This window comes from Nocardioides glacieisoli (assembly GCF_004137245.1).
In the GTDB taxonomy this organism is placed as follows: Bacteria; Actinomycetota; Actinomycetes; order Propionibacteriales; family Nocardioidaceae; genus Nocardioides; species Nocardioides glacieisoli.
In genome coordinates, this window is the sequence record NZ_SDWS01000008.1 from 21,916 (window position 1) to 42,173 (window position 20,258).

19 protein-coding genes, 1 pseudogene and 2 riboswitches are annotated in these 20,258 nt (G+C 62.8%); of the genes and pseudogenes, 5 read left to right on the top strand and 15 right to left on the bottom strand.

Going from position 1 to position 20,258, the window contains the following annotated elements; translation table 11 throughout:
* Positions 1 to 30: 30 nt before the first annotated feature.
* Positions 31 to 128, bottom strand: a riboswitch (glycine riboswitch).
* Between the two features lies 1 nt (position 129).
* A riboswitch (glycine riboswitch) is annotated at positions 130 to 226 on the bottom strand.
* A 139-nt stretch (positions 227 to 365) separates the two neighbouring features.
* From EUA06_RS16680 to EUA06_RS16700, 5 genes are all read right to left on the bottom strand, one after another.
* Positions 366 to 1,181: a FadR/GntR family transcriptional regulator gene (locus EUA06_RS16680; protein ID WP_129477877.1), complete on the bottom strand. Its 816-nt coding sequence runs from the start codon at positions 1,179 to 1,181 to the stop codon at positions 366 to 368.
* A 207-nt stretch (positions 1,182 to 1,388) separates the two neighbouring features.
* Entirely contained in the window at positions 1,389 to 2,087 is a 699-nt protein-coding gene (locus tag EUA06_RS16685) for a gamma-glutamyl-gamma-aminobutyrate hydrolase family protein (protein WP_129477879.1), read from the bottom strand.
* Positions 2,087 to 2,881 (bottom strand): 3-oxoacyl-ACP reductase, encoded by a 795-nt coding sequence (locus EUA06_RS16690; RefSeq protein WP_242498204.1) that lies wholly within the window; start codon positions 2,879 to 2,881, stop codon positions 2,087 to 2,089. The genes EUA06_RS16685 and EUA06_RS16690 overlap by 1 nt, the downstream gene beginning before the upstream one ends.
* 64 nt (positions 2,882 to 2,945) lie before the next feature.
* Entirely contained in the window at positions 2,946 to 4,307 is a 1,362-nt protein-coding gene (locus tag EUA06_RS16695; RefSeq protein ID WP_129477881.1) for an aldehyde dehydrogenase family protein, read from the bottom strand.
* 10 nt (positions 4,308 to 4,317) lie between these two features.
* Complete coding sequence (locus EUA06_RS16700) at positions 4,318 to 5,679, bottom strand: glutamine synthetase family protein (protein ID WP_242498205.1); 1,362 nt, start codon at positions 5,677 to 5,679, stop codon at positions 4,318 to 4,320.
* Positions 5,680 to 6,384: 705 nt separating this feature from the next.
* On the opposite strand from EUA06_RS16700, the gene EUA06_RS23090 reads away from it, so the two are divergent.
* Genes EUA06_RS23090 through EUA06_RS23100 form a run of 3 tightly spaced genes read left to right on the top strand, consistent with a single transcriptional unit; the run spans position 6,385 to position 7,654 of the window.
* A complete protein-coding gene (locus EUA06_RS23090) occupies positions 6,385 to 6,765 on the top strand; it encodes a permease (protein ID WP_242498206.1) in 381 nt (126 codons plus the stop codon).
* Positions 6,744 to 7,241: a permease gene (locus EUA06_RS23095; RefSeq protein WP_242498207.1), complete on the top strand. Its 498-nt coding sequence runs from the start codon at positions 6,744 to 6,746 to the stop codon at positions 7,239 to 7,241. Before EUA06_RS23090 ends, EUA06_RS23095 begins: the two co-directional genes overlap by 22 nt.
* Entirely contained in the window at positions 7,238 to 7,654 is a 417-nt protein-coding gene (locus EUA06_RS23100) for a permease (protein WP_242498208.1), read from the top strand. Before EUA06_RS23095 ends, EUA06_RS23100 begins: the two co-directional genes overlap by 4 nt.
* Positions 7,655 to 7,956: 302 nt before the next feature.
* On the opposite strand, the gene EUA06_RS16710 is transcribed toward EUA06_RS23100, so the two are convergent.
* From EUA06_RS16710 to EUA06_RS16750, 9 genes are all read right to left on the bottom strand, one after another.
* Complete coding sequence (locus EUA06_RS16710) at positions 7,957 to 9,279, bottom strand: transaldolase family protein (RefSeq protein ID WP_129477883.1); 1,323 nt, start codon at positions 9,277 to 9,279, stop codon at positions 7,957 to 7,959.
* Positions 9,254 to 10,249, bottom strand: a complete 996-nt coding sequence (locus tag EUA06_RS16715; RefSeq protein ID WP_129477885.1) for a phosphotransferase — start codon at positions 10,247 to 10,249, stop codon at positions 9,254 to 9,256. Before EUA06_RS16715 ends, EUA06_RS16710 begins: the two co-directional genes overlap by 26 nt.
* Positions 10,246 to 11,520 carry an ethanolamine utilization protein EutH gene (gene eutH, locus EUA06_RS16720; protein WP_129477887.1) on the bottom strand — a complete coding sequence of 425 codons (1,275 nt, stop codon included), beginning with the start codon at positions 11,518 to 11,520 and terminating at the stop codon, positions 10,246 to 10,248. Before eutH ends, EUA06_RS16715 begins: the two co-directional genes overlap by 4 nt.
* Positions 11,511 to 12,329: an HAD-IA family hydrolase gene (locus tag EUA06_RS16725; RefSeq protein WP_129477889.1), complete on the bottom strand. Its 819-nt coding sequence runs from the start codon at positions 12,327 to 12,329 to the stop codon at positions 11,511 to 11,513. Before EUA06_RS16725 ends, eutH begins: the two co-directional genes overlap by 10 nt.
* Positions 12,326 to 13,162, bottom strand: coding sequence for a class II fructose-bisphosphate aldolase (locus EUA06_RS16730; RefSeq protein ID WP_207208399.1), 837 nt, complete (start codon positions 13,160 to 13,162; stop codon positions 12,326 to 12,328). Before EUA06_RS16730 ends, EUA06_RS16725 begins: the two co-directional genes overlap by 4 nt.
* Positions 13,163 to 13,440: 278 nt before the next feature.
* Entirely contained in the window at positions 13,441 to 14,229 is a 789-nt protein-coding gene (locus EUA06_RS16735) for an FAD-dependent oxidoreductase (protein ID WP_129477893.1), read from the bottom strand.
* The gene (locus EUA06_RS16740) at positions 14,222 to 15,676 is read right to left on the bottom strand and encodes an NAD(P)/FAD-dependent oxidoreductase (protein ID WP_129477895.1); all 1,455 of its coding nucleotides are present in this window, start codon (positions 15,674 to 15,676) and stop codon (positions 14,222 to 14,224) included. Before EUA06_RS16740 ends, EUA06_RS16735 begins: the two co-directional genes overlap by 8 nt.
* A gap of 162 nt (positions 15,677 to 15,838) precedes the next feature.
* Positions 15,839 to 16,765 carry a LysR family transcriptional regulator gene (locus tag EUA06_RS16745; RefSeq protein WP_165354427.1) on the bottom strand — a complete coding sequence of 309 codons (927 nt, stop codon included), beginning with the start codon at positions 16,763 to 16,765 and terminating at the stop codon, positions 15,839 to 15,841.
* Between the two features lie 165 nt (positions 16,766 to 16,930).
* The gene (locus tag EUA06_RS16750; protein ID WP_207208400.1) at positions 16,931 to 17,737 is read right to left on the bottom strand and encodes an ABC transporter ATP-binding protein; all 807 of its coding nucleotides are present in this window, start codon (positions 17,735 to 17,737) and stop codon (positions 16,931 to 16,933) included.
* A 1,113-nt stretch (positions 17,738 to 18,850) separates the two neighbouring features.
* On the opposite strand from EUA06_RS16750, the gene EUA06_RS23420 reads away from it, so the two are divergent.
* Together EUA06_RS23420 and EUA06_RS23425 are read left to right on the top strand one after the other, a co-directional pair.
* Complete coding sequence (locus tag EUA06_RS23420; protein WP_129478203.1) at positions 18,851 to 19,036, top strand: LysR substrate-binding domain-containing protein; 186 nt, start codon at positions 18,851 to 18,853, stop codon at positions 19,034 to 19,036.
* Between the two features lie 157 nt (positions 19,037 to 19,193).
* Positions 19,194 to 19,316, top strand: a complete 123-nt coding sequence (locus EUA06_RS23425; protein ID WP_207208401.1) for an Lsr2 family DNA-binding protein — start codon at positions 19,194 to 19,196, stop codon at positions 19,314 to 19,316.
* A gap of 411 nt (positions 19,317 to 19,727) precedes the next feature.
* On the opposite strand, the pseudogene EUA06_RS16765 reads toward EUA06_RS23425, so the two are convergent.
* A pseudogene (locus EUA06_RS16765) lies at positions 19,728 to 20,129 on the bottom strand (MaoC family dehydratase); the annotation flags it as partial.
* Positions 20,130 to 20,258: the final 129 nt, after the last annotated feature.

Consider the following 20,258-nt stretch of genomic DNA (forward strand, 5'->3'; position numbering starts at 1 on the left):
AGGGCCGCGAATGCGACACCTGGTGGGTGGCCTCCCCGCTCTGTCATCGGAAAACCTGAGAGCTTCGCTGCCGAGTGGGCAACTTGCACCGTGGGTGCAGGACACTAGTCCTGACTTTCCAGAGTTCGCCTCACGACAGCGGTAACGGGGCCTGAGAGATTCTCGGGGAGAGTTGCTCCTTCGGCGCCCCCCTCGAGCAGAGGAAGGACTCTCCCGCTGTGGTTCAAGCGGCGAATAGTCTTCAGTTATCTAAGTCTAGAACGTAGTCGTGGCACCGAGTGATGTCAACGGACCACGGGATGGGGCTCAGCGTAAGTATCACGACCCTGGTGGGTCAAGCTGTAAAGACACGTCGACAGGGTGCGTTAGGAGGGGGGCCCGGGCGGCCCATGGGGACCGGTCTCAACAAGATCGGTCGCGTCGCGATCCCCGTTGCCCTGGCGCGTCGGCGCCCCGTCCAGGAACCCATGGAGAAGGGCCGCCGTCCCCGACAGGTGTTCCTGAATTGCTTCGGCTGCGCCTGACTCGTCGCCTGTCAGCACGGCCATCGCGGCGGCACGGTGCTGGTGGTTGGAGTGCGCAATGTTGGGGCCGAGCAGCGGTATCTGATCGAGCAGTTCGTTGAGCGCCATGCGGTTGTCGGCTAAAAGTGGGGTCAACGTTCGTACCCCTGCCAGTTCTGCGAAAGTCAGGTGCAGGCGGGAGTCCAGCCTTCGATAATCGTCGGGTCCGGCCTGCTCAACCTCACTGAGACGCATCCACAGCACGTCGCGCTCCACAGCCGTCAGGGTTCGCCTCGAAGCCAACCGGATGGCCCCAACCTCGAGGACTTCACGCATGCCGAGCAGGTCAGCGATGTCCGCTGGCGTCCACACACGTCTCGACACCGTCGAGTGGCGCGTCGGCACCGTGTCTGCGAAAAACGTCCCTCCGTACCGTCCGCGCTTGGTGGTGAAGTATTCCGCGTCCGATAGTGACTTGATCGCCTGCCGGACGGTGTCCCTGCTTACTCCCAGTTTACTTGCGAGTTCCCGCTCGGGCGGCAGGGCGTCACCGGGCTCATACACGCCAAGCCACACCAGCTGCAACAGCCGGTTGACGGTCTCTTCAAAGACGTTGCCCGACCGGACCGGTCGGAGCAGGGCCTCGTTGGCGGACCCCTCATTCATTTCGGTCACCATAGTCGCGACCTTGGTGCCTTCGCTCGCCAATGCTCCCGGAAGTCGTCAACGTAGGTCTCACGTGGCAGGGCGGCCCTCCCACAGCACCGTCCATCGTCTGAGCCGCAAACCGAACGTCTACCAGCCGAGCCGTGGAGCGAGGAGGGCGCGTGGCGCCCGTCAAGCTCGTTCGCTGGACGGGTGAATGCACCGCGACCGGGACGTCGATCAAGGAGCCGCCGCCGCGGCTGCGACCAATGCGCCAAACAAGCCCGCGTCCTCCTGGGTCTCCGGGTGCCATTGCACTGCGAGCCGGAACGGGTGTTGCGGGTCCTCCATCGCCTCCAGGGTCCCGTCGGCGGCCCAGGCGACTGGTTCGAAGCCCGGATGGGCGCTGACCGCTTGATGGTGGTGACACCTCACTGCGCCCCGCGCCCCTATAGCTCGAGCCAGTCGGCTGGCGACAACGATGTCAACCGCGATGTCGCCGTACGAGTTCCCACCCGGCGAGTGCTGCTGTGAGCCGACGCGGTCAGGCACATGCTGTTCAAGCACTCCCCCAGCGTGCACCGCCATGAGTTGCATGCCTCGGCAGATGCCTAGCACGGGCAGGTTGATTCTGCCCGCTTCGTCGAGGAGGGCGAGCTCCCACGCGTCACGGTCCTCGCGCCAGCCCATAGTCCGCTCGTGCGGCCGTTCCCCGTACCTCACCGGCTGCACGTCGGGGCCCCCGGCGATCACGAGCCCGTCCAGCCGACGTACCACCGATGCGGCTACCCGCGGGGCGCTCGGGGGGAGCAGCGCCGGCGCCCCGCCGGCCCGTTCCACAGACTGCGAATAGCTTGCGGGCAGAACGTCCGCTACTTCGTCCCACACCCCCCATTGCGAGGTTTCACGAGCGGCAGATATGCCGATGACCGGGTGCATCACACGGGGGTAACGTAGGCGCCTGAAATGCCGCCGTCCACCAAGAAGGTAGAGGCGGTGATAAAGCTCGACTCGTCGGAAGCCAAGAACAAAACAGCATTGGCCATCTCCGCGGGCTCCGCAAACCGGCCGAGCGGAACGTGTACCAGTCGGCGCTGGGCACGCTCCGGGTCCGTTGCGAACAGTTCCTGCAGCAAGGGCGTGTTGACCGGTCCTGGACACAGGGCGTTGACTCTGACGCCCTCGCGAGCGAATTGCACACCCAATTCGCGCGACATCGACAGCACACCGCCCTTCGACGCCGAGTACGAGATCTGCGACGTAGCCGCACCCATCACGGCAACGAACGAGGCGGTGTTGATGATGGAGCCGCTTTTCTGCTCGAGCATGTAGGGCAGCACAGCCTTACAGCACAGGTAAACGCTGGTCAGATTGACCTCCTGGACCCGCTTCCACGCCTCCAGTTCGGTGTCGAGGATCGAGGCGTCCTCCGGCGGCGAGATCCCGGCGTTGTTAAACGCGATGTCGACCGATCCATAGGTGGTGAACGCCGTCTCGAACAGTGCGTCGACTTGCTGCTTGTCTGTAACGTCCACGTGCACGTAGGTGCCGCCGACCTGCTCAGCGATCGTAGGCCCCTTTACGTCGTCGACGTCGCCGATGACCACCTTCGCGCCCTCTGCAGCGAACCTCTGCACGACCGCCAGGCCGATGCCGGAGCAACCCCCGGTAACGACGGCGACCTTGCCTTCGATGCGTCCTGCCATGACTTCCACTTCCTTTTCGATGATCATCTAATAATCGGGAGACGGTTACGTGAGGGGCGAACGCCAACTTCCGCTCGCCGGTGGGGCCCAACTACTCGTTACTGATGAAGACGTTCTTGACCTCAGTGAACGAGTGGGGCGCGTCGGGACCGAGCTCGCGGCCCAGGCCGGATTGCTTGAACCCGCCGAACGGTGTCCAGTAGCGCACGGCCGAATGAGAGTTGACGCTCAGGTTTCCGGCCTCGACGGCGCGCGAAACTCGCAACGCCCGACCGACGTCCCGCGTGAATATCGACCCGGACAAGCCAAACTCGGTGTCGTTGGCAAGCTGAACTGCCTGCGCCTCGTCGTCAAAGGGCATCACCGCCACGACCGGACCGAACACCTCATCGCGCCAGATGCGCTCGCTTGGATCGTCCGTCAAGACCACCGTCGGTGCGAACCAAAACCCGGGGCCGTCGGGGCGCGAGCCGGAGAAAGCTACCTCAACGTCGTCGACGTAGCCCTGCACGGTGGCCTTCTGTGCCGCCGAGATAAGGGGGCCCATTTCGCTGGAGCGATCAGAGGGGTCGAGTACCTTGATGCCCTGCACGGCCGGTTCGAGCAGCGATACGAACTCGTCGTAGGCGGAGCGCTCCACAAGGATGCGGGAGCGGGCGCAGCAATCCTGCCCAGCATTGTCGAACACTGCGGACGGCGCAGCTGCCGCGGCCTTAGTTAGGTCGGCGTCCGCAAACACGATGTTGGCGCTCTTACCGCCAAGCTCGAGCGTCACGCGCTTCACTTGGTCGGCACAGCCAGCCATGATGCGTTTACCGACCCCCGTCGAGCCGGTGAAGCATACCTTGCGAACGGTCGGGTGGGTCACGAACCGCTCACCCACAATCGATCCTCGTCCGGGCACGATCGTGAGAACGCCCTCAGGCAGGCCGGCCATCAGCGCCAACTCACCCAGACGGATGGCGGTCAGCGGAGTCAGCTCGGCCGGTTTAAGGACGACGGTGTTGCCGGCCGCCAGCGCAGGACCGAAGCCCCAGGCCGCGATAGGCATCGGGAAGTTCCACGGCACGATGATGCCGACGACACCAAGCGGCTCGTGGAAAGTTATGTCGACACCATCACCCACGGGAATCTGGTGTCCAGTCAGACGTTCTGGACTCGCCGAGTAGTAGTTGAGCACGTCGCGGACGTTGCCCGCTTCCCACACCGCGTTGCCCCACGTGTGGCCGGAATTGCGTACTTCGAGTTCGGCAAGTTCCTCCACGTGCGCATCGACAACCGAAGCAAATCGACGCAGCAGAGTGGCGCGCTCCCCAGGCGTGATGGCCCGCCAGGCTGGCAGGGCTGCGGCCGCTCGGTCTATTGCGGCATCAACGGCCGCGAGGTCGGCCATTTGCACATCTGTGACGGCCTGTTCAGTCGCAGGGTTCACGACGGTATATGTGTTGCTCACGGGGGCTCCCTTACATGCGTTCGAAGCTGCGACGCAGCTCCCAGTCGGTGACGGACGCTTCAAAGGCCTTGAGTTCGACGTCGGCCATGGTGGTGTAGTGATCGACAACTTCGTCGCCGAGAATTTGCCTGGCGGCCGCCGACGTGGTGAAGGCGTCGCGCGCTTCACGCAGGGTGTTCGGGACCTTTGGCTTGTCGGAGGTGTACGCGTTTCCGGTCAACTCCGGCTCGAGTTCCAACTTGTGCTCGATGCCGTAGAGGCCAGCGCCCAGCATCGCCGCGAGAGCTAGGTATGGGTTCGCGTCACCGCCAGGCACGCGGTTCTCCAGCCGCGCCCCCGCTCCCTTCCCCACCAACCGGATCGCGCAGGAGCGGTTGTCGAGTCCCCACGCGACGGTGGTCGGGGCGAAAGAACCGTCGGCGAAACGTTTGTATGAATTGATGTTCGGCGCGTACAGCAACGTAAAGTCTCGCATCGTCGTCAGGACCCCCGCGATGAATTGGTCGTACAGCGGTGTGCGGGCGCCGTCGCGCCAGAACACGATCTGGTCCTCCAGGCCACGCAGCGACAGGTGGATATGGCAGGAGTTGCCTTCACGCTCGTTATACTTAGCCATAAACGTCAGCGCTTGGCCGTGCTGCGCGGCGATCTCCTTGGCGGCGGTCTTGTATACCGAGTGGTTGTCGGCGGTAGCAACGACATCGTCGTACAAGAAGCCGATCTCATGTTGACCGAAGTTGCATTCCCCCTTCGCGCATTCAACATCCATGCCCGCCGCGTACATCGTGTTACGGATGTCGCGTAGGAGTGGCTCGACGCGAGAAGTGCCGAGGATCGAATAGTCCACGTTGTACTGGTTAGAAGGTGTCAGTTCCCGGTAGTGGGACGACCAGGCCTCTTCGTAGGTTGTATCGAAGACGATGAACTCCAGCTCGGTACCCGCTTTGGCGACGTAGCCGGCTTGCGTTGCCTTCTCAACCTGCGCTTTCAGGATCGTGCGTGGCGACTGGATCACGGGACTCTCGTCGAGCCACGTTAGGTCGCACTGGATAATTGCGGTCTTTGGCAGATGATTAAGAACGCGGATTGTGTCGAAGTCGAGGGCGAACTCCATGTCTCCGTAGCCCTTCTCCCACGAGCTCATGGCGTATCCCTCAACCGTGTTCATATCAACGTCTACACTGAGTAGGTAGTTACACCCCTCGGTGCCATGCTTTGCAACCACATCCACGAAGTACCGACCGTGGAAGCGTTTGCCCAGGAGCCGTCCCTGCATGTCCGTGAACGCCACGATCACCGTGTCGATCAGGTCCGCCTCAATACGTGCTACGAGTTCGTCTGCGCTTAAGAGCCGCGCGTTTCGCTGTGTCACTAAGCCATCCCTTTCGTAAGCAGGCCTGCGTCGCTTGTCCGTCAAGCAATGGCCGTGTAATACACCATTGAGGGGTCCGAACGCGGCGCGTTCCCATCGTGTTCGATCCAACAGTGTCTTAAGGTACAAGAATGAGCGTCAACGACTAATGGTTGGTAAGCGCGCCAATGATGAGTTCAAGCAAACCGAGTTCAGCTCCTGTTTTAGTCTCAGGACACGTGCTGTGCCGGTCTCGCAACATGCCCGAATTACCCCGCCATCTCGGGCTTCGCCTGCGCTGACGTGCCCGCCTCGCCGTGTTGCGGTCGAGGAAGTCCCGAGGACCGCTGGCGGCCGGCTTGGCCTAACTGCAGTCCATTGCCACCATGGAAGCAGTGTGGTCCTCGCCATGTCAATGGTTTGGTGGCAATCCTTTAGGCCGAAGTGCAGGGGGCCCTCGGCCTCAAGCCACGGGCAGGTTGACACGTGTGTGTGGCGCGCGTCACCCTGCTCGCCAGGTTGTAAAGGCGTGGTCGTCGCCCCTTTGCGCGCGTAGCGCGAGGTGCCGTACCGATGAGGACAGGGACAGGGAGCCGCATGAGCACTGAACGACGTCGAGGGCGTGGAGTCGACTACGAGTGAGTCAGTTCTGACTACTTGGAGCATCGCCAGCTGCGCCGAGGCGCTGCGGGGTGGGTCCTACTCGCGGGGCTCGGGGTCGCCTACGTGATCTCGGGCGACTTCGCCGGATGGAACTTCGGGCTGGCAGAGGGCGGGTGGGGCGGTCTATTCATCGCGACGGTCCTAATGGCAACCATGTACACGTGCATGGTCTTCGGCCTGGCCGAGCTTGCGTCCGCTCTGCCAGTGGCGGGCGCTGGCTTTGGTTTCGCGCGCCGGGCGTTGGGGCCGCTTGGAGGCTTCGCAACAGGAATGGCCATCTTGATCGAGTACGCCATAGCTCCAGCGGCCATCTCGGTGTTCATCGGCGGCTACATTGAGGCTCTTGGCTTGTTCGGCCTGACAAGTGGGTGGCCGATCTACCTGGCGTGCTATGGCGTGTTCGTCGAATCCACCTGTACGGCGTGGGTGAGGCACTGCGGTTGATGTTTGCCATTACGGCCGTGGCCCTCGTTGCGCTGGTGGTCTTTGTGATCGCGATGGCTCCGAAGTTTGAGTTCGCTAACCTGTTTGACATCGAGCCGACAGGCGCGGCCGGCGCAAACAGCTTCATTCCGTTCGGGTATGCCGGCGTTCTAGGAGCACTGGTGTACGGAATTTGGTTCTTCCTTGCGGTCGAGGGAGTCCCGTTGGCGGCAGAAGAGGCCAACGACCCGAAGCGGGACATGCCACGCGGGATCACTGCGATGACGATTCTGCTCGTGACCGCTGCACTGATGCTGTTCATCGCCCCCGGCGGTGCCGGGTCCTCGGCGATTGCGGACTCGGACAACCCTCTTCCCGAGGCCATCCGATCCGCCTTTGGCGGGGACACCTGGGTAGCCGACTTCGTCAACTACGTGGGCTTAGCGGGCCGTTTGCCCTCTCCCGGGCGGGCTATCTCCCGCGGATCCTTTCGGTGACCGGAGCCCGGAAGACGCCCTACCTGGCACTGGTCGTGCCAGGAACGATCGGGTTCCTACTCGCAGCAATCACTGAGAACGGCGCCTTGTTGATCAACATCGCTGTGTTCGGTGCGACCGTGTCGTACGTACTCGTGATGGTCTCGCATATCCTGCTCCGGATCCGCGAGCCCAAGCTCGAGCGGCCCTACCGCACCCCCGGCGGAGTCGTCACGACCGGCGTTGCGCTAACCCTCGCGCTGACGGCAGTGATTGCGACGTTCTTCGTGGATGAGAAGGCGGCCGGGATCACGGCGCTCATCTTCGTTGTTGCCCTGGCCTACTTCTGCTTCTACAGCCGACACCGCCTCGTCGCAAGCGCGCCCGAGGAGGAGTTCGCGGCCATTCAGCAGGCTGAATCCGAGCTGTCCTGAGCCGTCTCAACGGTCGACTAGTCCCATTGGGAGATGCTGCACAGCTCTTGTCAGGGACGGAACTGGGTGAACTCAAAACCAAGGGGCAAATGGCGGCACCGAACGGTGAGGCGGACGTCTTGGGGCTGGCCCGATCACGCGTAACTGGCCCAGTTTCCCGAAGGGACCGGTAGCCACCCCGGGTCCCTCGTGGCGGCTCGGAATGGTGCGGTCGCCCGGTTTGGCGGGGGTCGCCCATCGCGGAACCCGCCACGGGGACCCGGGCTATCGCCTCCTGTGGAGCTAACACGATTGGTGGACGCTCAGGAACTGGATGACGATGTGCCGGCGCTGAGTGCGTCCGGTGCCGAACGGACGGCGGACAGGAATCGACGCTGGTAGGTCACTACGTGTGGGCTGGTAGTCCACCGAGCCAGGTAGGCCGGGTCGGCCGTAACTAGCACCCGCCGGTGCAGTGGTAAGAACTCGGGTTCACTGAGCATGGTCATGAGATCCGGAAACATCTGCTCGCCGTCCATCGAACAGACGATCAGACGGGTCTCCGGCAAGTGTGTGGTGGATAGCCAGCGCAGCGACCTGCGGACACTGTCCATACCGTCGTCGGGGCCATCGGCTCGCTGACGCAGAAGTGTGCGAGTCAACCGCAGGACCGTCAGGAGGTCCAAGGCCTCGTCGTCGGTACCGAGGTAGTCCATGCGAACGAGGTAGTCCCTGAGGTCCGCGACGAACTGCTCGTCTGAAGTCGCGTCGTAGGCAGCGACGAATCCACGCATCCGCCTCGTGGCGTCAGCTCGGTGCCGCACAAAGGCATTGATGAAGTAGGGGCGCGCCTGCAGCGCCAACGGCGTTTGGTGCGGCTCGAACATCAAGGTGAAGTTCACCCGGTGCCCAAGGTCGTGCAATTGCCGAGCGAGCGCGTGGCCCCGCAGCATGTCGCGCGGGGCACCCGAGTTGTAGCGCTTGCGAAGTAATCCGTTGCCCTTGAGAAGGTCGCCAGCCGTGTCTGCAGAGAGTGGGCCGGTATGAGGAACCTTCACCACCAGTCGGTGCCGGGTCAGGATCTCCTCGTAGCGCGCGACCTCCTCCAGAATCTCTTTGATGTCGCCATAAGGGTTCGCGATCTCGACTGAGACATCGCATCCTGGTCCGGCCGCCTTGCTCAACTCCACAAGGACCTCGTCGAGGGTCGTGAAGTGCCCGCCGATGTTTGCGTCCGGGTTATTGATGAAGAGGTCGTAGACGATCCCAGGGTTGCAGGTGACGTTGGCGATCAGGGGCGCGCAATCCGAGACCTCGTAGGGGTTGGCGGAGTCGGCCGAGAACAGCAGCGGCGTTGGCCGGGGCGTGCCGCCCCGTTCGTATCCGATGTCTCGGACGAGGTCGACGCTGGTGACTGAACCGTGGGTAGCCGTCTCGATGCGGAACCCTGCGGGGGTGTCCTGGTGGTCCTCGCCGAAGAGGTCCACTACCTCCCGGAACCGGTCGGTGACCTCCAATTTGCCGGCGGTGCTGGTGCGGGTGACCCGCTCCGGGAGCCGCCGGACGTAGCCTTCGTGTCCGATTCTGATTTCGAACCGTGTCGCATCCAGGTCTACGCGGTCAGCTGTGCCGTTGGCGCAAGTCATTCATTTCTCCTTGATTGGTGCTTTCGAGTAGGTGCAAGCTGTCAGCGAATTCCGAGGACTGTGCAATTTCTCTCATCCTCGCTAGGCATGCACGTGCGTAACTGACGTAGTCGAACTCTGTGAAGCCCGTCGTACCTGCACGGACGGACCACAATGCCTCGCGCAGCATGCTGACAAACCGATACAAGCGCGCCATAGCCAACGAAGTGGGCACTAGGACGCCGTCGTAGGCGCACAGAAGCGCCTCCTCCTCCGAGCTCGAGAGCTTCACTTTTTCCGCGAAGTCTCCTACGTCGTAGTAGGGGTCGCCCGCTCCGACATACTCCCAATCGATGAGCACCGCCCGGTCGGGAAGAATGATCACGTTGCCCTCGGAGACATCCGAGTGGAGCAGACTGGGCGTGTACGGCCCGCACGCAGCCTGAATGCGGGCGAGAATGTCCATCGTCCACGCGAACGTCTCCGCCGTGGCCGGGGCCTCGGCCTTGACCTGATTGAAGATCCACGCGGTGCCGCTGTATGGGTCGGAAATAGGACCCGTCATCACCACGCCTTGCGTGTGCTTGTGCAGCTTTGCTAGGGCTTGACCCACCAGCGCGGTCGCATGAACCCGATCCGGGACCGCGGACAGCAACGCGCCTTCTACGAAATCGGAGACTAGAACCCGGGGTTCTGTCCACTGTCCGAGCACTTCGGGTGCCAAACCCAAGTCCAGCACCATAGCCATGGCGCGAACTTGGTTCTCACGATGAATACCGACCCGTGCTGCGAGCGCGTCCGGCAGTTGCTCCTGAACGACCACCGTACGTTGCTCTCGGTCGGTTATCTGTACCTCGACCTTGAAGTTTCGATTCGTCATGCCGCCGTCAAGCGGCTCCGCGGACCAGGTGGCTCCTGGCCACAGCCGGGCTACCGCCTGTCGGACGCACGGCGGGTCACAAGCCGCGACGTTGTTCAGGGATTGGGTCATTCGTCAGACCCCCGCGTCTCTGTCCCGGTCGCCCCAAGCCCCGCAACTGGGGGGTTTGAGGCGAGGCCAGGCTCGAGGTCGGTTGCCTCCAGTCGGCGGGCGGTTGGCACAGCGATTTTGTAGGCCAGCGCCATAGCGAGAAGGGCAGCCGTCAACTTGCCGACCAGGACGGGGACAATCAGATTCGGTTGGAAGTTTGCTGTGAACGACAGGTGGTCGCCGAGCAGGAATCCCCCCGTGGTGGCGAAGGCTACGGCCAGCACCTTGTCCTTCGGGGGCATCTCCTTGATCAGGTGGAACAAAGCCAGCACGTTGGCCGATCCACCTAGAATTCCAGCCATACCTGGCTGGCTGATGCCGAACTTGGAACCCACTGCGTTTAGCGGCCGCGACATGTATTTCTGAATTGCGTAAACCATCGGGAAGGCCCCGGCGAGCATAATTCCAACGTATCCAGCGACTTCCAGCGCTCGGAACGTATTATCCTCAGTGGCAATGATGGCATCGAAGCCCCAGGAACCAAAAACACGCGCAAAGACCCCGGTGAAGTACTCAACGATTGACAGGGCCAGAATGATCTTGACCGCCGCGTCAATGAATCGGCCGAAACCCATGAAAAGCTTGATCATGAGGTCGGGCAAGAATTTTAGACCGGCGGCGATCAAAAGCACGACGATGACAAGGGGCACTAGATTGCCGACGAGGGCGCCCACATCAAGCCCGGAGATCGGCGTGTCCGCTGGCCCGGTGGTGCTTGATTCCGACCGGATATCGGCCCCGGTGGCCAAGACCATGAGCATAGTCACCGCGACACCGATCGGGATCGTGAGAATCCCGGACATGATGCCAAGTGCCATATACTTGTGGTCTGCCTTCTGCAACATCGCCAAGCCCACCGGAATTGTAAACACAATTGTCGCTCCGGCCATGTAGCCGGTGACCATGGCAGTGATCCAGGCGCCGTCACTTTGGGCCGTTGCCTCTGCCAGCTGATAGCCACCCATATCGGACGCAATGAACGTCGTGGCGGCTATGGCCGGATCGGCTCCTAGAGCCGACCAGATTGGCCCTAGGACCTTCTCGACGAAGATGCTCAGGTATGGAAGCGAGGCCATCACTCCGGCGACGGGGATGAACAAATAGCCGATCGAGTGCAGGCCTTGCATGAACTCTTTGCCAATGCCCCCCTGATCGTCTCTGATGGCCGCAACCGCGCCGATCAGGACGAACGCCATCATGATGTAGATGACGGTGTCGCTGATTATTTCCATGAGTCCACCTTCGGCAGGGCCGCTCCACGCATAGCCCCTGATTGACCCAACAACGAGGCGACGTGCTCCAAAGCGACATGATTTTTGATTTTTGTTTTTGTGTCGTTCTTGTACACCGCGATTGCAGCACCGTCGGGCTCCCCGAGGCCGTCGACAACGATGTCGGCTGCAGTCAAGTCCTCATCTGCCGTGTAATGACTGACTGTTGCTACTACGCGCATGCCGGCGGCCACGGCGGCCGTCACCCCGACGTGCGAGTCCTCCACGGCCACGGCGTGGTGTGCGTCGATCCCCAGCAGACGTGCCGCATGGAGGTAGATGTCCGGCGCGGGTTTCTTGTTCTCCACCATGTCCCCGGCAGCGATCACGCACTCACCCAGCAACTCTTGGCCCAGCACCTGTTCAGCGATTGCCTCCACCGACACGACAGCGGACGTGGACGCCACGGCTAAACGCCACCCAGCGGCGCGCGCCTCAGAAGCGAGGCGTCGGACGCCGGCGCGAGATGGCATCCGCCCCTCGGCGACGAGGTCCAAGAAAATCTGCGTCTTGCGTCGATGCCACAAAGCCACGAGCTCATCAAGTGCTGCCTGCTCGGTCGGTAGCCCGTGTCGCTCCACGAACGCGTCGGTGCATAACCGGCGCAGTCGCTCTTTGCCGCCTGCGACGCTCAGCACCGAGGCGTAGTCGTCTTCAGTCCACTCGAAGTCGACACCCTCCGCGGCGAACATTCGGTTGAAGGCCGCCCGGTGTCCGTCGCGCTCAGTTTCTGCGAGTACGCCGTCGCAATCGAAGATGAGCGCCCTCATGCGACACGCCCTTCGCTGCCGAACACCTTGATGAGCCCCTGCGCGACCATGCTCACGCGGCTCGACACAAACGCCATCAACGTCAAGGGTTCATGGCAGTCCGGGTTCTCCGCCAAGAAATCCCGGTGCGCGTCGATGTATGCCTGCTTGAGTGCGGTGGAGATGTTCACCTTGGCGCAGCCACGGGAGATCAGGTCCCGAAACTGGTCGTCGCTCAGCCCGCTCCCGCCATGCAACGCCATAGGAAGCCCGGTCGCGTCCACCAGCGAGTCCACCCGGTCCACGTCCAGGTTGGGAAGCTGGGGGTAGTTACCGTGGGCGTTGCCAATGGCCGGCGCGAAGCAGTCGATCCCCGTCTCGCGTATGAAGCGCACTGCGTCATCCAGGGGGTAAAGCTCCGATTTGTCGTCGCTCCCGACCCCGTCCTCGACACCCGTTATCCCCTCGATCTCACCCTCGACGTCCGCCCCAAAGCTCCGAGCCTCCCCCACTACCTGCTTGGTTTGCTCGGTCGCCTCCTCGAGCGTGCGACCCGAACAGTCGAAAAGCACAGAACCCCAGCCAGCCTTCAGGCAGTCGAGGAGCACATTTCGATCGGTGCAGTGGTCTAAATGGAGCACCACCGGGACGGTCGCGCGCTCGGCGGCGTGGCGATACATGGACATGGTCTCGGGAATACCTTGCGAAAGGACCGTCTTGACAGACGTCTGAACTATCACCGGTGCGCGTAGTTCTTCGGCCGCATCAACCACCGCCCTGAGCGTCAGCCCGTTCACGATATTGACCGCCAGAACGCCATAGCCGCCCGCCATGGCGGCCCCAAGGACGGGCACCAACTTAGCCACAGTCATCGTGAGCCCAACTCTCGGGCCTTGAGGGCGACTTTTACTGACTGACGACCCATATAGAACGTGCCGAAGAGCAAGCTTGCGGCGACACCAACGTAGGGCAGGTCACCACGCTCGAGCGTGGCCTCGGAGCGCCAGGCGCCCATGGACATGTGGACAACCAGCCGGCCGTCGCGAATACGTACGCCGTCGACGGCGACTTTGAACTCTCCAACTGGTGAAAGCACTTGCATTGGGGTCTCCTGATCAGGCGTTTTTAACGGTCAGAGCAACGTGAGCATGGTTTGTTCGCAGGCCTGCATCGCCGCTGCTTCGGCGTTGTCGAACGTCTTGGGTTCGGCGAGGCTGAAGCATTCGACGACGTGGGGCCCTCCGAACACAGCCCCCTCGATGTTGCGCATCGCAACCCGGCTGGCAGCCAAGATCACCGCGTCCGCGTGCACATGGGTCAGGCGATCGCCCTGGGACACCACTGCCCGGTTCACCCGGGGAAAACCGTGCACGCTCAGAACCCGGGCATCAGTGAAGGTGTTCGTGCCCGGCCATGGATCAACCCCGTCCGACTCGGCTCGAACCGACGTCACCGTGATGGCGCCGGCAGAGCCCAAGGCCGAACAGAGCTCCTCAGCCAAATGACCGTCTCCGATCACCAGCGGGTGACGGCCCAAAAGCACACCCGAGTCCAGGAGGTGCCGGGTCGCGGACCCGGGCATGACCCCGGCACCGCGCTCCCCTGCGATGCCAAGCTCGGCACGCGTTTGAGGCCGAGATCCCGTAGCCACGACGAGTGCATCGGCCGACAGCGTGACTGCACCCTCTACCCCCAGGGTATGGACCTGATCCTGGCGGAACTCGGCCGCGAGAGTGCCAAGCATCATCCGCACGCCGGCGCGCGATGCGGCCCGAGCAAGCTCAGCGGCATCGGTCTCCGGCTCCTGGCCCCCCGGAGCCGGCAATCGCTCGACGAGCGTTACACCGATTCCACGCTCCGCTAGCATCCGCGACACCAACATTCCGGTACGTCCAGCACCCGCAACGACCACGTCACTCACCGGTCGTCACCCCCGCGCCAAGCGTTGATCCCGGCTCATGCATCGGCGTTTCCCACGCCTCTCCTGGGGTATAGAGCGAGGTGATGAATGAGACTCCGGACAGGCACGCCGAACCTTGGCAACGCCCCCACGTCGCATGGGTCCGTCTGGCCACTCCCCCGATGGATGTCGCCGGCAACGGCTCCCGCAGGGCTTGGTGGATGTCGGCAGCGGTGACCTTCTCGCAGGCACACACCACCGTGCGGCCCAACGGGTCCTTAGCAACCCGCGCGTAGTCGCCGTCCGCCCATAGCGGTGGCGTGTAATCGAGGTCGTTACGAGCTCCCGCGTCCAGCCGATCGCTGAGCCCCGCTCCGACGAGCAAATCGCGGATGTGGTCTCCCATTGCCAGCGATGAGGAGACCCCCGTCGAGCGAATGCCCGCGGCTTGGAGGAGGTTCCCTGCAGTCTCAGACCAGCCGACGCGGTACGTCTTGTCGCTGTGGGGTCGCAGACCCGCGAAGGTCTTGATAGCGAACTTGGTGTCAATGTCCGGCATCAAGACACGACACCGATCCACCACGTCGTCAAGACCTGCTCCGGTCGTAGACCTATCTGTTTTGTCTTCGAGGTCCTCCGCGTCCGGACCGATGAGCACCGACCCGTGGGCGGTCGGGATAACCATCGGACCGTGACCGAGCTTCCCCGGCATTCCGGTGAGGATTGACGGAACTCGTTTCCCGAACTCCCTATCGAGCAGAACCCACTGCCCTCGGCGCGGGGTGATGGAGAATTCGTCGCCGCCTAGAGACTTCGAAACGAAGTCCGCCCCCAGGCCAGCGGCGTTCACGACAAACCGCGGCCGGAAGCGACGTTTTGTCGTCAGCACCTCTTCGACCTGTCCATTGCCTAGAGAGGCTGAAACCACCGACTCCCCCAGATAGAAGCGCACCCCGTTAACGGAGGCGAGCTCGGCGAATGCGACTGGCAAACGCACTGAGTCGACGACCCCCTCATCGGGGACATAGATGCCGGCTACCGCCCGACCAGAGGCATGCGGAGCAACTTCAGCGAGTTCATCACCGCGCACCTCTCGCACTGTGACGCCGTTCTCCGTGGCTCGTTCGCACAACGCCGAGATCCCGGATGCCTCCTCCTCCGAGAAGGCCAAAAGAGTCAGGCCCACCCGGCGAAACGTGACACCTAGCCTTGAGGCAATGTCATCCCACCGCGGACTTGAGGCACATACCAACTGCGCCTCAAGGCTGCCCGGCGCAAGAGACCAGCCGCAATTAGCGATACCGCTGTTGGCGCGGGAGGTCTCCTCGCCGACGTCGTGTCGCCGCTCAACGACCGCAACGTCCACGTCAAGATGGGAGAGCGCCATAGCAATCGACGTACCAATGACACCCGCCCCCACGATCAGGACATCTGGAGTCTCCACAAGTGGGAGGCCGCTTGATTGCATCCGCCGCTCCTAAAGTCATCCGGGATCAACTATTACGATCGTTGAACGATAGGAGCGGACTATAAGTCGCGTCAATGAATCCTCGGCACTCGCGCCTACCACATCGGCAGATGGGAGTTCCGGCCCGTAATGTATCAGATAACCCGATACGTCGGGCTACGACTACACTCCACCCGCGCGGGAGAGGTGCGACCGCAGCATCGACTCGAAGTACGTTTCGGCGGGACTGACAGATGCCCGCGTCAGCCGGACCCAACACACTCGCCGCGCTGGCGAAGGCAAATCCGTCACCCGGAAAGCGACGACCTCCCCGCGCCGTTGCTCGTCCGCAATGGTGTGAGTGGAGAGGAAGCCGACTCCACGGCCTCGACGCGCCGCCCGCTTGACCGCGTCCACCGAACCCAGTTCCCATACGTTGCGGAACGAGTAGTCAGTCCCCGACAAAAGTCCCAAGGCGTACTCCCGGGTGCTTGAGCCAGTTTCTTGAACTAGAAGCGTGAAATCATCGAGTGCGGCGGCGTCCACATAGCCGTCCGAGGACAGGTCAAGGAAGCGGGGTCTGGCTACACCGACGATCTCATCAGGGCCAAGGGCGGTCACTGTCAGGCGCTCGTCGCGCATATCACCACACGTGACAGCGCACGTTACTCGACCCGAACTTAGCCATTGACGAACTTCCGCGGTCGATCCCACCGACACGTGCACGTTGACATCGGGACATTGCTGCTGGAACTGCTCGATGATGTCTGGAACCAAGTAAGTTCCAGGCACCGAAGACGCGCCGAGCTCGAGCGTGCCGGTGCGCAGTCCCGCGCGGGCGGCAAGGGCGGACTCGCCGGCATTGAGGTTCGAGAGCGCTTGGGAGGCGTAGACGGCTAACACGCGACCCGCGTGGGTGAGCCGTAGCGACCGTCCGTAGCGCTCGACAATCGGTTCTCCCGCGGCAGCGTTCAACAAGCGAATATGCTCGCTGGCGCTAGGTTGGCTGACACCAACCGCCTCGGCCGCCTGCGACAAGCTGCTGCACTTCTCCAGCTCTACAAGCAACCTCAGACGAGTGACATTCCAGACATCCTGCAGTGACGGCACTTCGTATCCCCTTGTGGCGCATCGTTCTAGCCCAACCGCTCGGCAGGGGCAGGGTCTTGATCTCCCAGGCTGCCACGGCACCCCAAGGCAGACCCCGGGCCATCGGAAGGCAGTGGCCTCGGTTGGCACTAACCGGCCGACCGGTCCCGGGGCCACGTGCCCTTCTTAGGAGGCGGGCGATGCGCTGACCGCTTCCACCGCAGGGTCTGCAACTAGGAGGACGCCGTCCTTCACAGGCCATCGAAGAACGGCACGGTCTCCGGCACGAACTGCAGAGGCCGTACTAGCTGGCTCCCTGACCAGGCCGGTGGTCCCGTCAGGCAATAGGACGCCAAGCCTGCGCGAGGAACCCAAGTACATCTCGTTCAGTACCGTAACCTCGACTGCGTTTTGCTCCGCGGCAGTCGAGACCGCTCCCGCAGCTTCCAGTCGGAGCCGCTCCGGCCGCACCATAACGACACCTGCTGACCCATCAGGCAAAGAGCCGTTCACGCGGACCTTTGCCGCACCTTCGACAAGAGAACCCCGACCATCGCTTCTTACCTTCCCCGCAATTAACGTGGACTCCCCGAGGAACGTTGCGATGAAGATGGAAGCCGGAGATTCATACAACTCTCTACCGGTGCCGATTTGTTCGATCCTGCCATCACAAAAAGCCGCAATGCGATCGGAAAGAGCCAGCGCCTCTTCCTGATCGTGGGTCACGAAGATAACAGTGCTTCCAACCTCACGATGGATCCTGCGCACCTCTAATTGCATGCTGTCTCGAAGTTTACGATCCAGCGCGCCCAATGGTTCGTCCATCAGTAGCACGGAGGGTTTGAACACGATAGACCGGGCCAGGGCTACACGCTGCTGTTGCCCACCTGAAAGCTGACTTGGTCCCCGGTCAGCCATTCCATGCAAGTGCACCGTTTCCATGTCGGTGCACCACAACAGGTCCGGTCCAGCAGCGACGACGCGTCGTTGCACGAGATCCTGGTGGACCCGCCTCAGCGGGCTTGCGACGACGCTTGTGTCGGTGGCTGATCCGGCGCCGACCGGTCACCCGAAGCAACCGGGCGACCCTGTTTGCGCCGGACCTGACACCAAGGCCCAGTCGTAGTTCGGCGTGGAGCCGTCGGCGCCGTAGAGGCCCGTGACATGGCGTGGATGTCCACGATGGCGTTGGCGAGGTACACGTCGTCAAGGTCCTGCTTCGACGGCGGTCGGTCGCGCCACTCGTAGTACCCGGACCGAGAGACCTTCAAGACCCAGCAGGTCCCAGCAACGGGGTACCCGTTCGCGGCGAGCTCGTGGACGAGCCGGAACCCTATTTTGGGAGCACGTTCTCCTGCGTGAAGTAGGCACTTGCCTTCTTGAGATCTCGATCTCCATCTGCTGACGACGATTCTCCCGACGCAGCCGGACCAACGCCTCACGCTCGTTGCTCGAGAGCCCTTCCTTGCGGCCGGTGTCGACGGCGTCCTGGCTGATCCAGCGGCGCAAGCCCGGACTCGCTGATCCCTAGGTCCTCGGCAACCTGGCCCACCGAAGCCCCGGGCTGACGTGCCAGACCGATCGCCCCACGACGAAACTCCGACGGGTGTGGTGCAGGCATCTGTTGGACTCCTTCCGGCAGCGATCATCGCTACAGATCAGGTGTCCGGGCTAGCGGGGCAGGCTCCATCGTCCTCAGTTCCCGCGCGGCGCGCGCGTGCCGACCTCGCTCGGCTATCTCCGCGCCCTAAGCCGCGCCTGTTAACTAATCGTCTGCTCACTCATCCGATCGTTCATTCCTGTATTGACATCGACCTACTGACAGCTATCTATGAGATATCGCCACTCGGAGCGGTCACCACGTCGCCGAAACCTCACCAACGACCGCAGCAAGTCGCGTTCAGGTGAACCTTCGCCCGACTCTCCCTTGGCACGCAGCGTCCCCCCCCAATTTCCGCGACCTTCCCAGCCAGGCTCCTGAACCAGAAGCGAGAAATCATCGAGGACGGCGGCGTTCAGTGAGGTTAGAGAGTGCTTGGGAGGCGTACACGGCCAACACGCGACCCGCGTGCGTGAGCCGTAGCGACCGTCCGTACCCATGCGGGACTGCGCACTGGCACGCTCGAGATCGGTGCGTCTTCAGGACCCGGAACCTATGTGGTCCCACACATGATCGAGGAGTTCCAGCAGCAGTGTCCCGATGTCATTGTGCACGTGTCAGTGGGATCGACCGCGGAAGTTCGTCATTGGCTGAAGTTCGGGTCGGGTCACGTGCGCTGTCACCTGCGGTGATATGCGTTGCGTCCCGGGAACCGGGCAGCGGCCCCGCCGGTGGTGTGAACCTCCTACTCCGGACGCAGGCTCGGCACCACGCCAGCAGTAGACCATTCCCACTGCTGGCATTTCAGCGCGGGAACGGAGGTTGACCCGATCCCCCAGAACGTCACTCGTGTCAGACAGACGAAAGGACCTAGCGACGGTCCGCGAATGGGCCCGCGCGCAAGGACTGCAGGTGTCAGACCGAGGACGAGTCTCTTCATCGGTCATCGACCAATACGACGCGGCGAACTAGGGCGCCCGGGCGAGTCGTACTAGCTGCTTGGTCCCAGCTGCCTAAAGAACGGCCGCGTATCTACATTCCGCCCGTGATCTAGATAGCCACTAGCTAGTCATGGCGTGTGTAATGAGGCAGGCCCGGCCGCGCGGACACGCCGGACAGCGACTCGACTCTGCGCTTGGACTTACACTGCAATGGCGAACACTCTTTGTCGGCGCTTGCTCGTTTTCGTTAGTAACGCTCTGTGATGCGACGCCGTTCGATCGGTGAGGGCTACGGCGCTCCTGCTTTTGACCCCAGTGGAGGGACTGCTGCACGGATAGGTCACATCTTGGCCTGCAACTCGGCGCCTGCGCCAGAGAGGTGGTTGGCGAACCAGACACCGAGCGCACGGAGGCGCGAGCCCAGGCGACACGTTCGCGGTCATCAAGGCACCATCACCGCGAGAACGTCGGCCACGCAGGCCGGCTTGTCGCCCCCTTCGCGCTCGATCGTCACGCGCGTGGCGACCTGGTAGCCGAGGGCGATGGGTGTGACCTCGAGTAGCTCGACGCCGGCCCGGACTTTGGATCCGACCGGCACTGGAGAGGGGAAGCGCACCTTGTTGGCGCCGGAGTTCAGTCCCGCGCTGACACCTACAACCTTGTAGATCTGCCAGGTTAGCCTGGGCAGCAGGCTCAGGGTGAGGAATCCGTGGGCGATTGTCGACCCGAACGGACCGGCAGCGGCCCTTTTCGGGTCAACGTGCATCCACTGGTGATCGCCGGTAGCGTGGGCGAACCCGTCGATCCGGTCTACCGTGAGCCACTCAGAGTGGCCGAGGTGAGTGCCTACGGCCTGCTCAAGGTCGGCGACGCCGGCCGGCTGTACTTGATGGACGTGCGGATGCCGGCCTGGACTGGGTCGCGGCCACGGCCGCCCTCACTGCTCGTGGCGCGACCCCCGGGTACTCGTCCT

Bases quoted from the DNA above. Each gene is read 5' to 3' on its own strand.
- eutH (WP_129477887.1), bottom strand. From the start codon at position 11,520: ATGGAAATAATCAGCGACACCGTCATCTACATCATGATGGCGTTCGTC.
- EUA06_RS16715 (WP_129477885.1), bottom strand. From the start codon at position 10,249: ATGACCCAATCCCTGAACAACGTCGCGGCTTGTGACCCGCCGTGCGTC.
- EUA06_RS16680 (WP_129477877.1), bottom strand. From the start codon at position 1,181: ATGGTGACCGAAATGAATGAGGGGTCCGCCAACGAGGCCCTGCTCCGA.
- EUA06_RS16740 (WP_129477895.1), bottom strand. From the start codon at position 15,676: ATGCAATCAAGCGGCCTCCCACTTGTGGAGACTCCAGATGTCCTGATC.
- EUA06_RS16690 (WP_242498204.1), bottom strand. From the start codon at position 2,881: ATGATCATCGAAAAGGAAGTGGAAGTCATGGCAGGACGCATCGAAGGC.
- EUA06_RS16685 (WP_129477879.1), bottom strand. From the start codon at position 2,087: ATGCACCCGGTCATCGGCATATCTGCCGCTCGTGAAACCTCGCAATGG.
- EUA06_RS16725 (WP_129477889.1), bottom strand. From the start codon at position 12,329: ATGAGGGCGCTCATCTTCGATTGCGACGGCGTACTCGCAGAAACTGAG.
- EUA06_RS16710 (WP_129477883.1), bottom strand. From the start codon at position 9,279: ATGACTTGCGCCAACGGCACAGCTGACCGCGTAGACCTGGATGCGACA.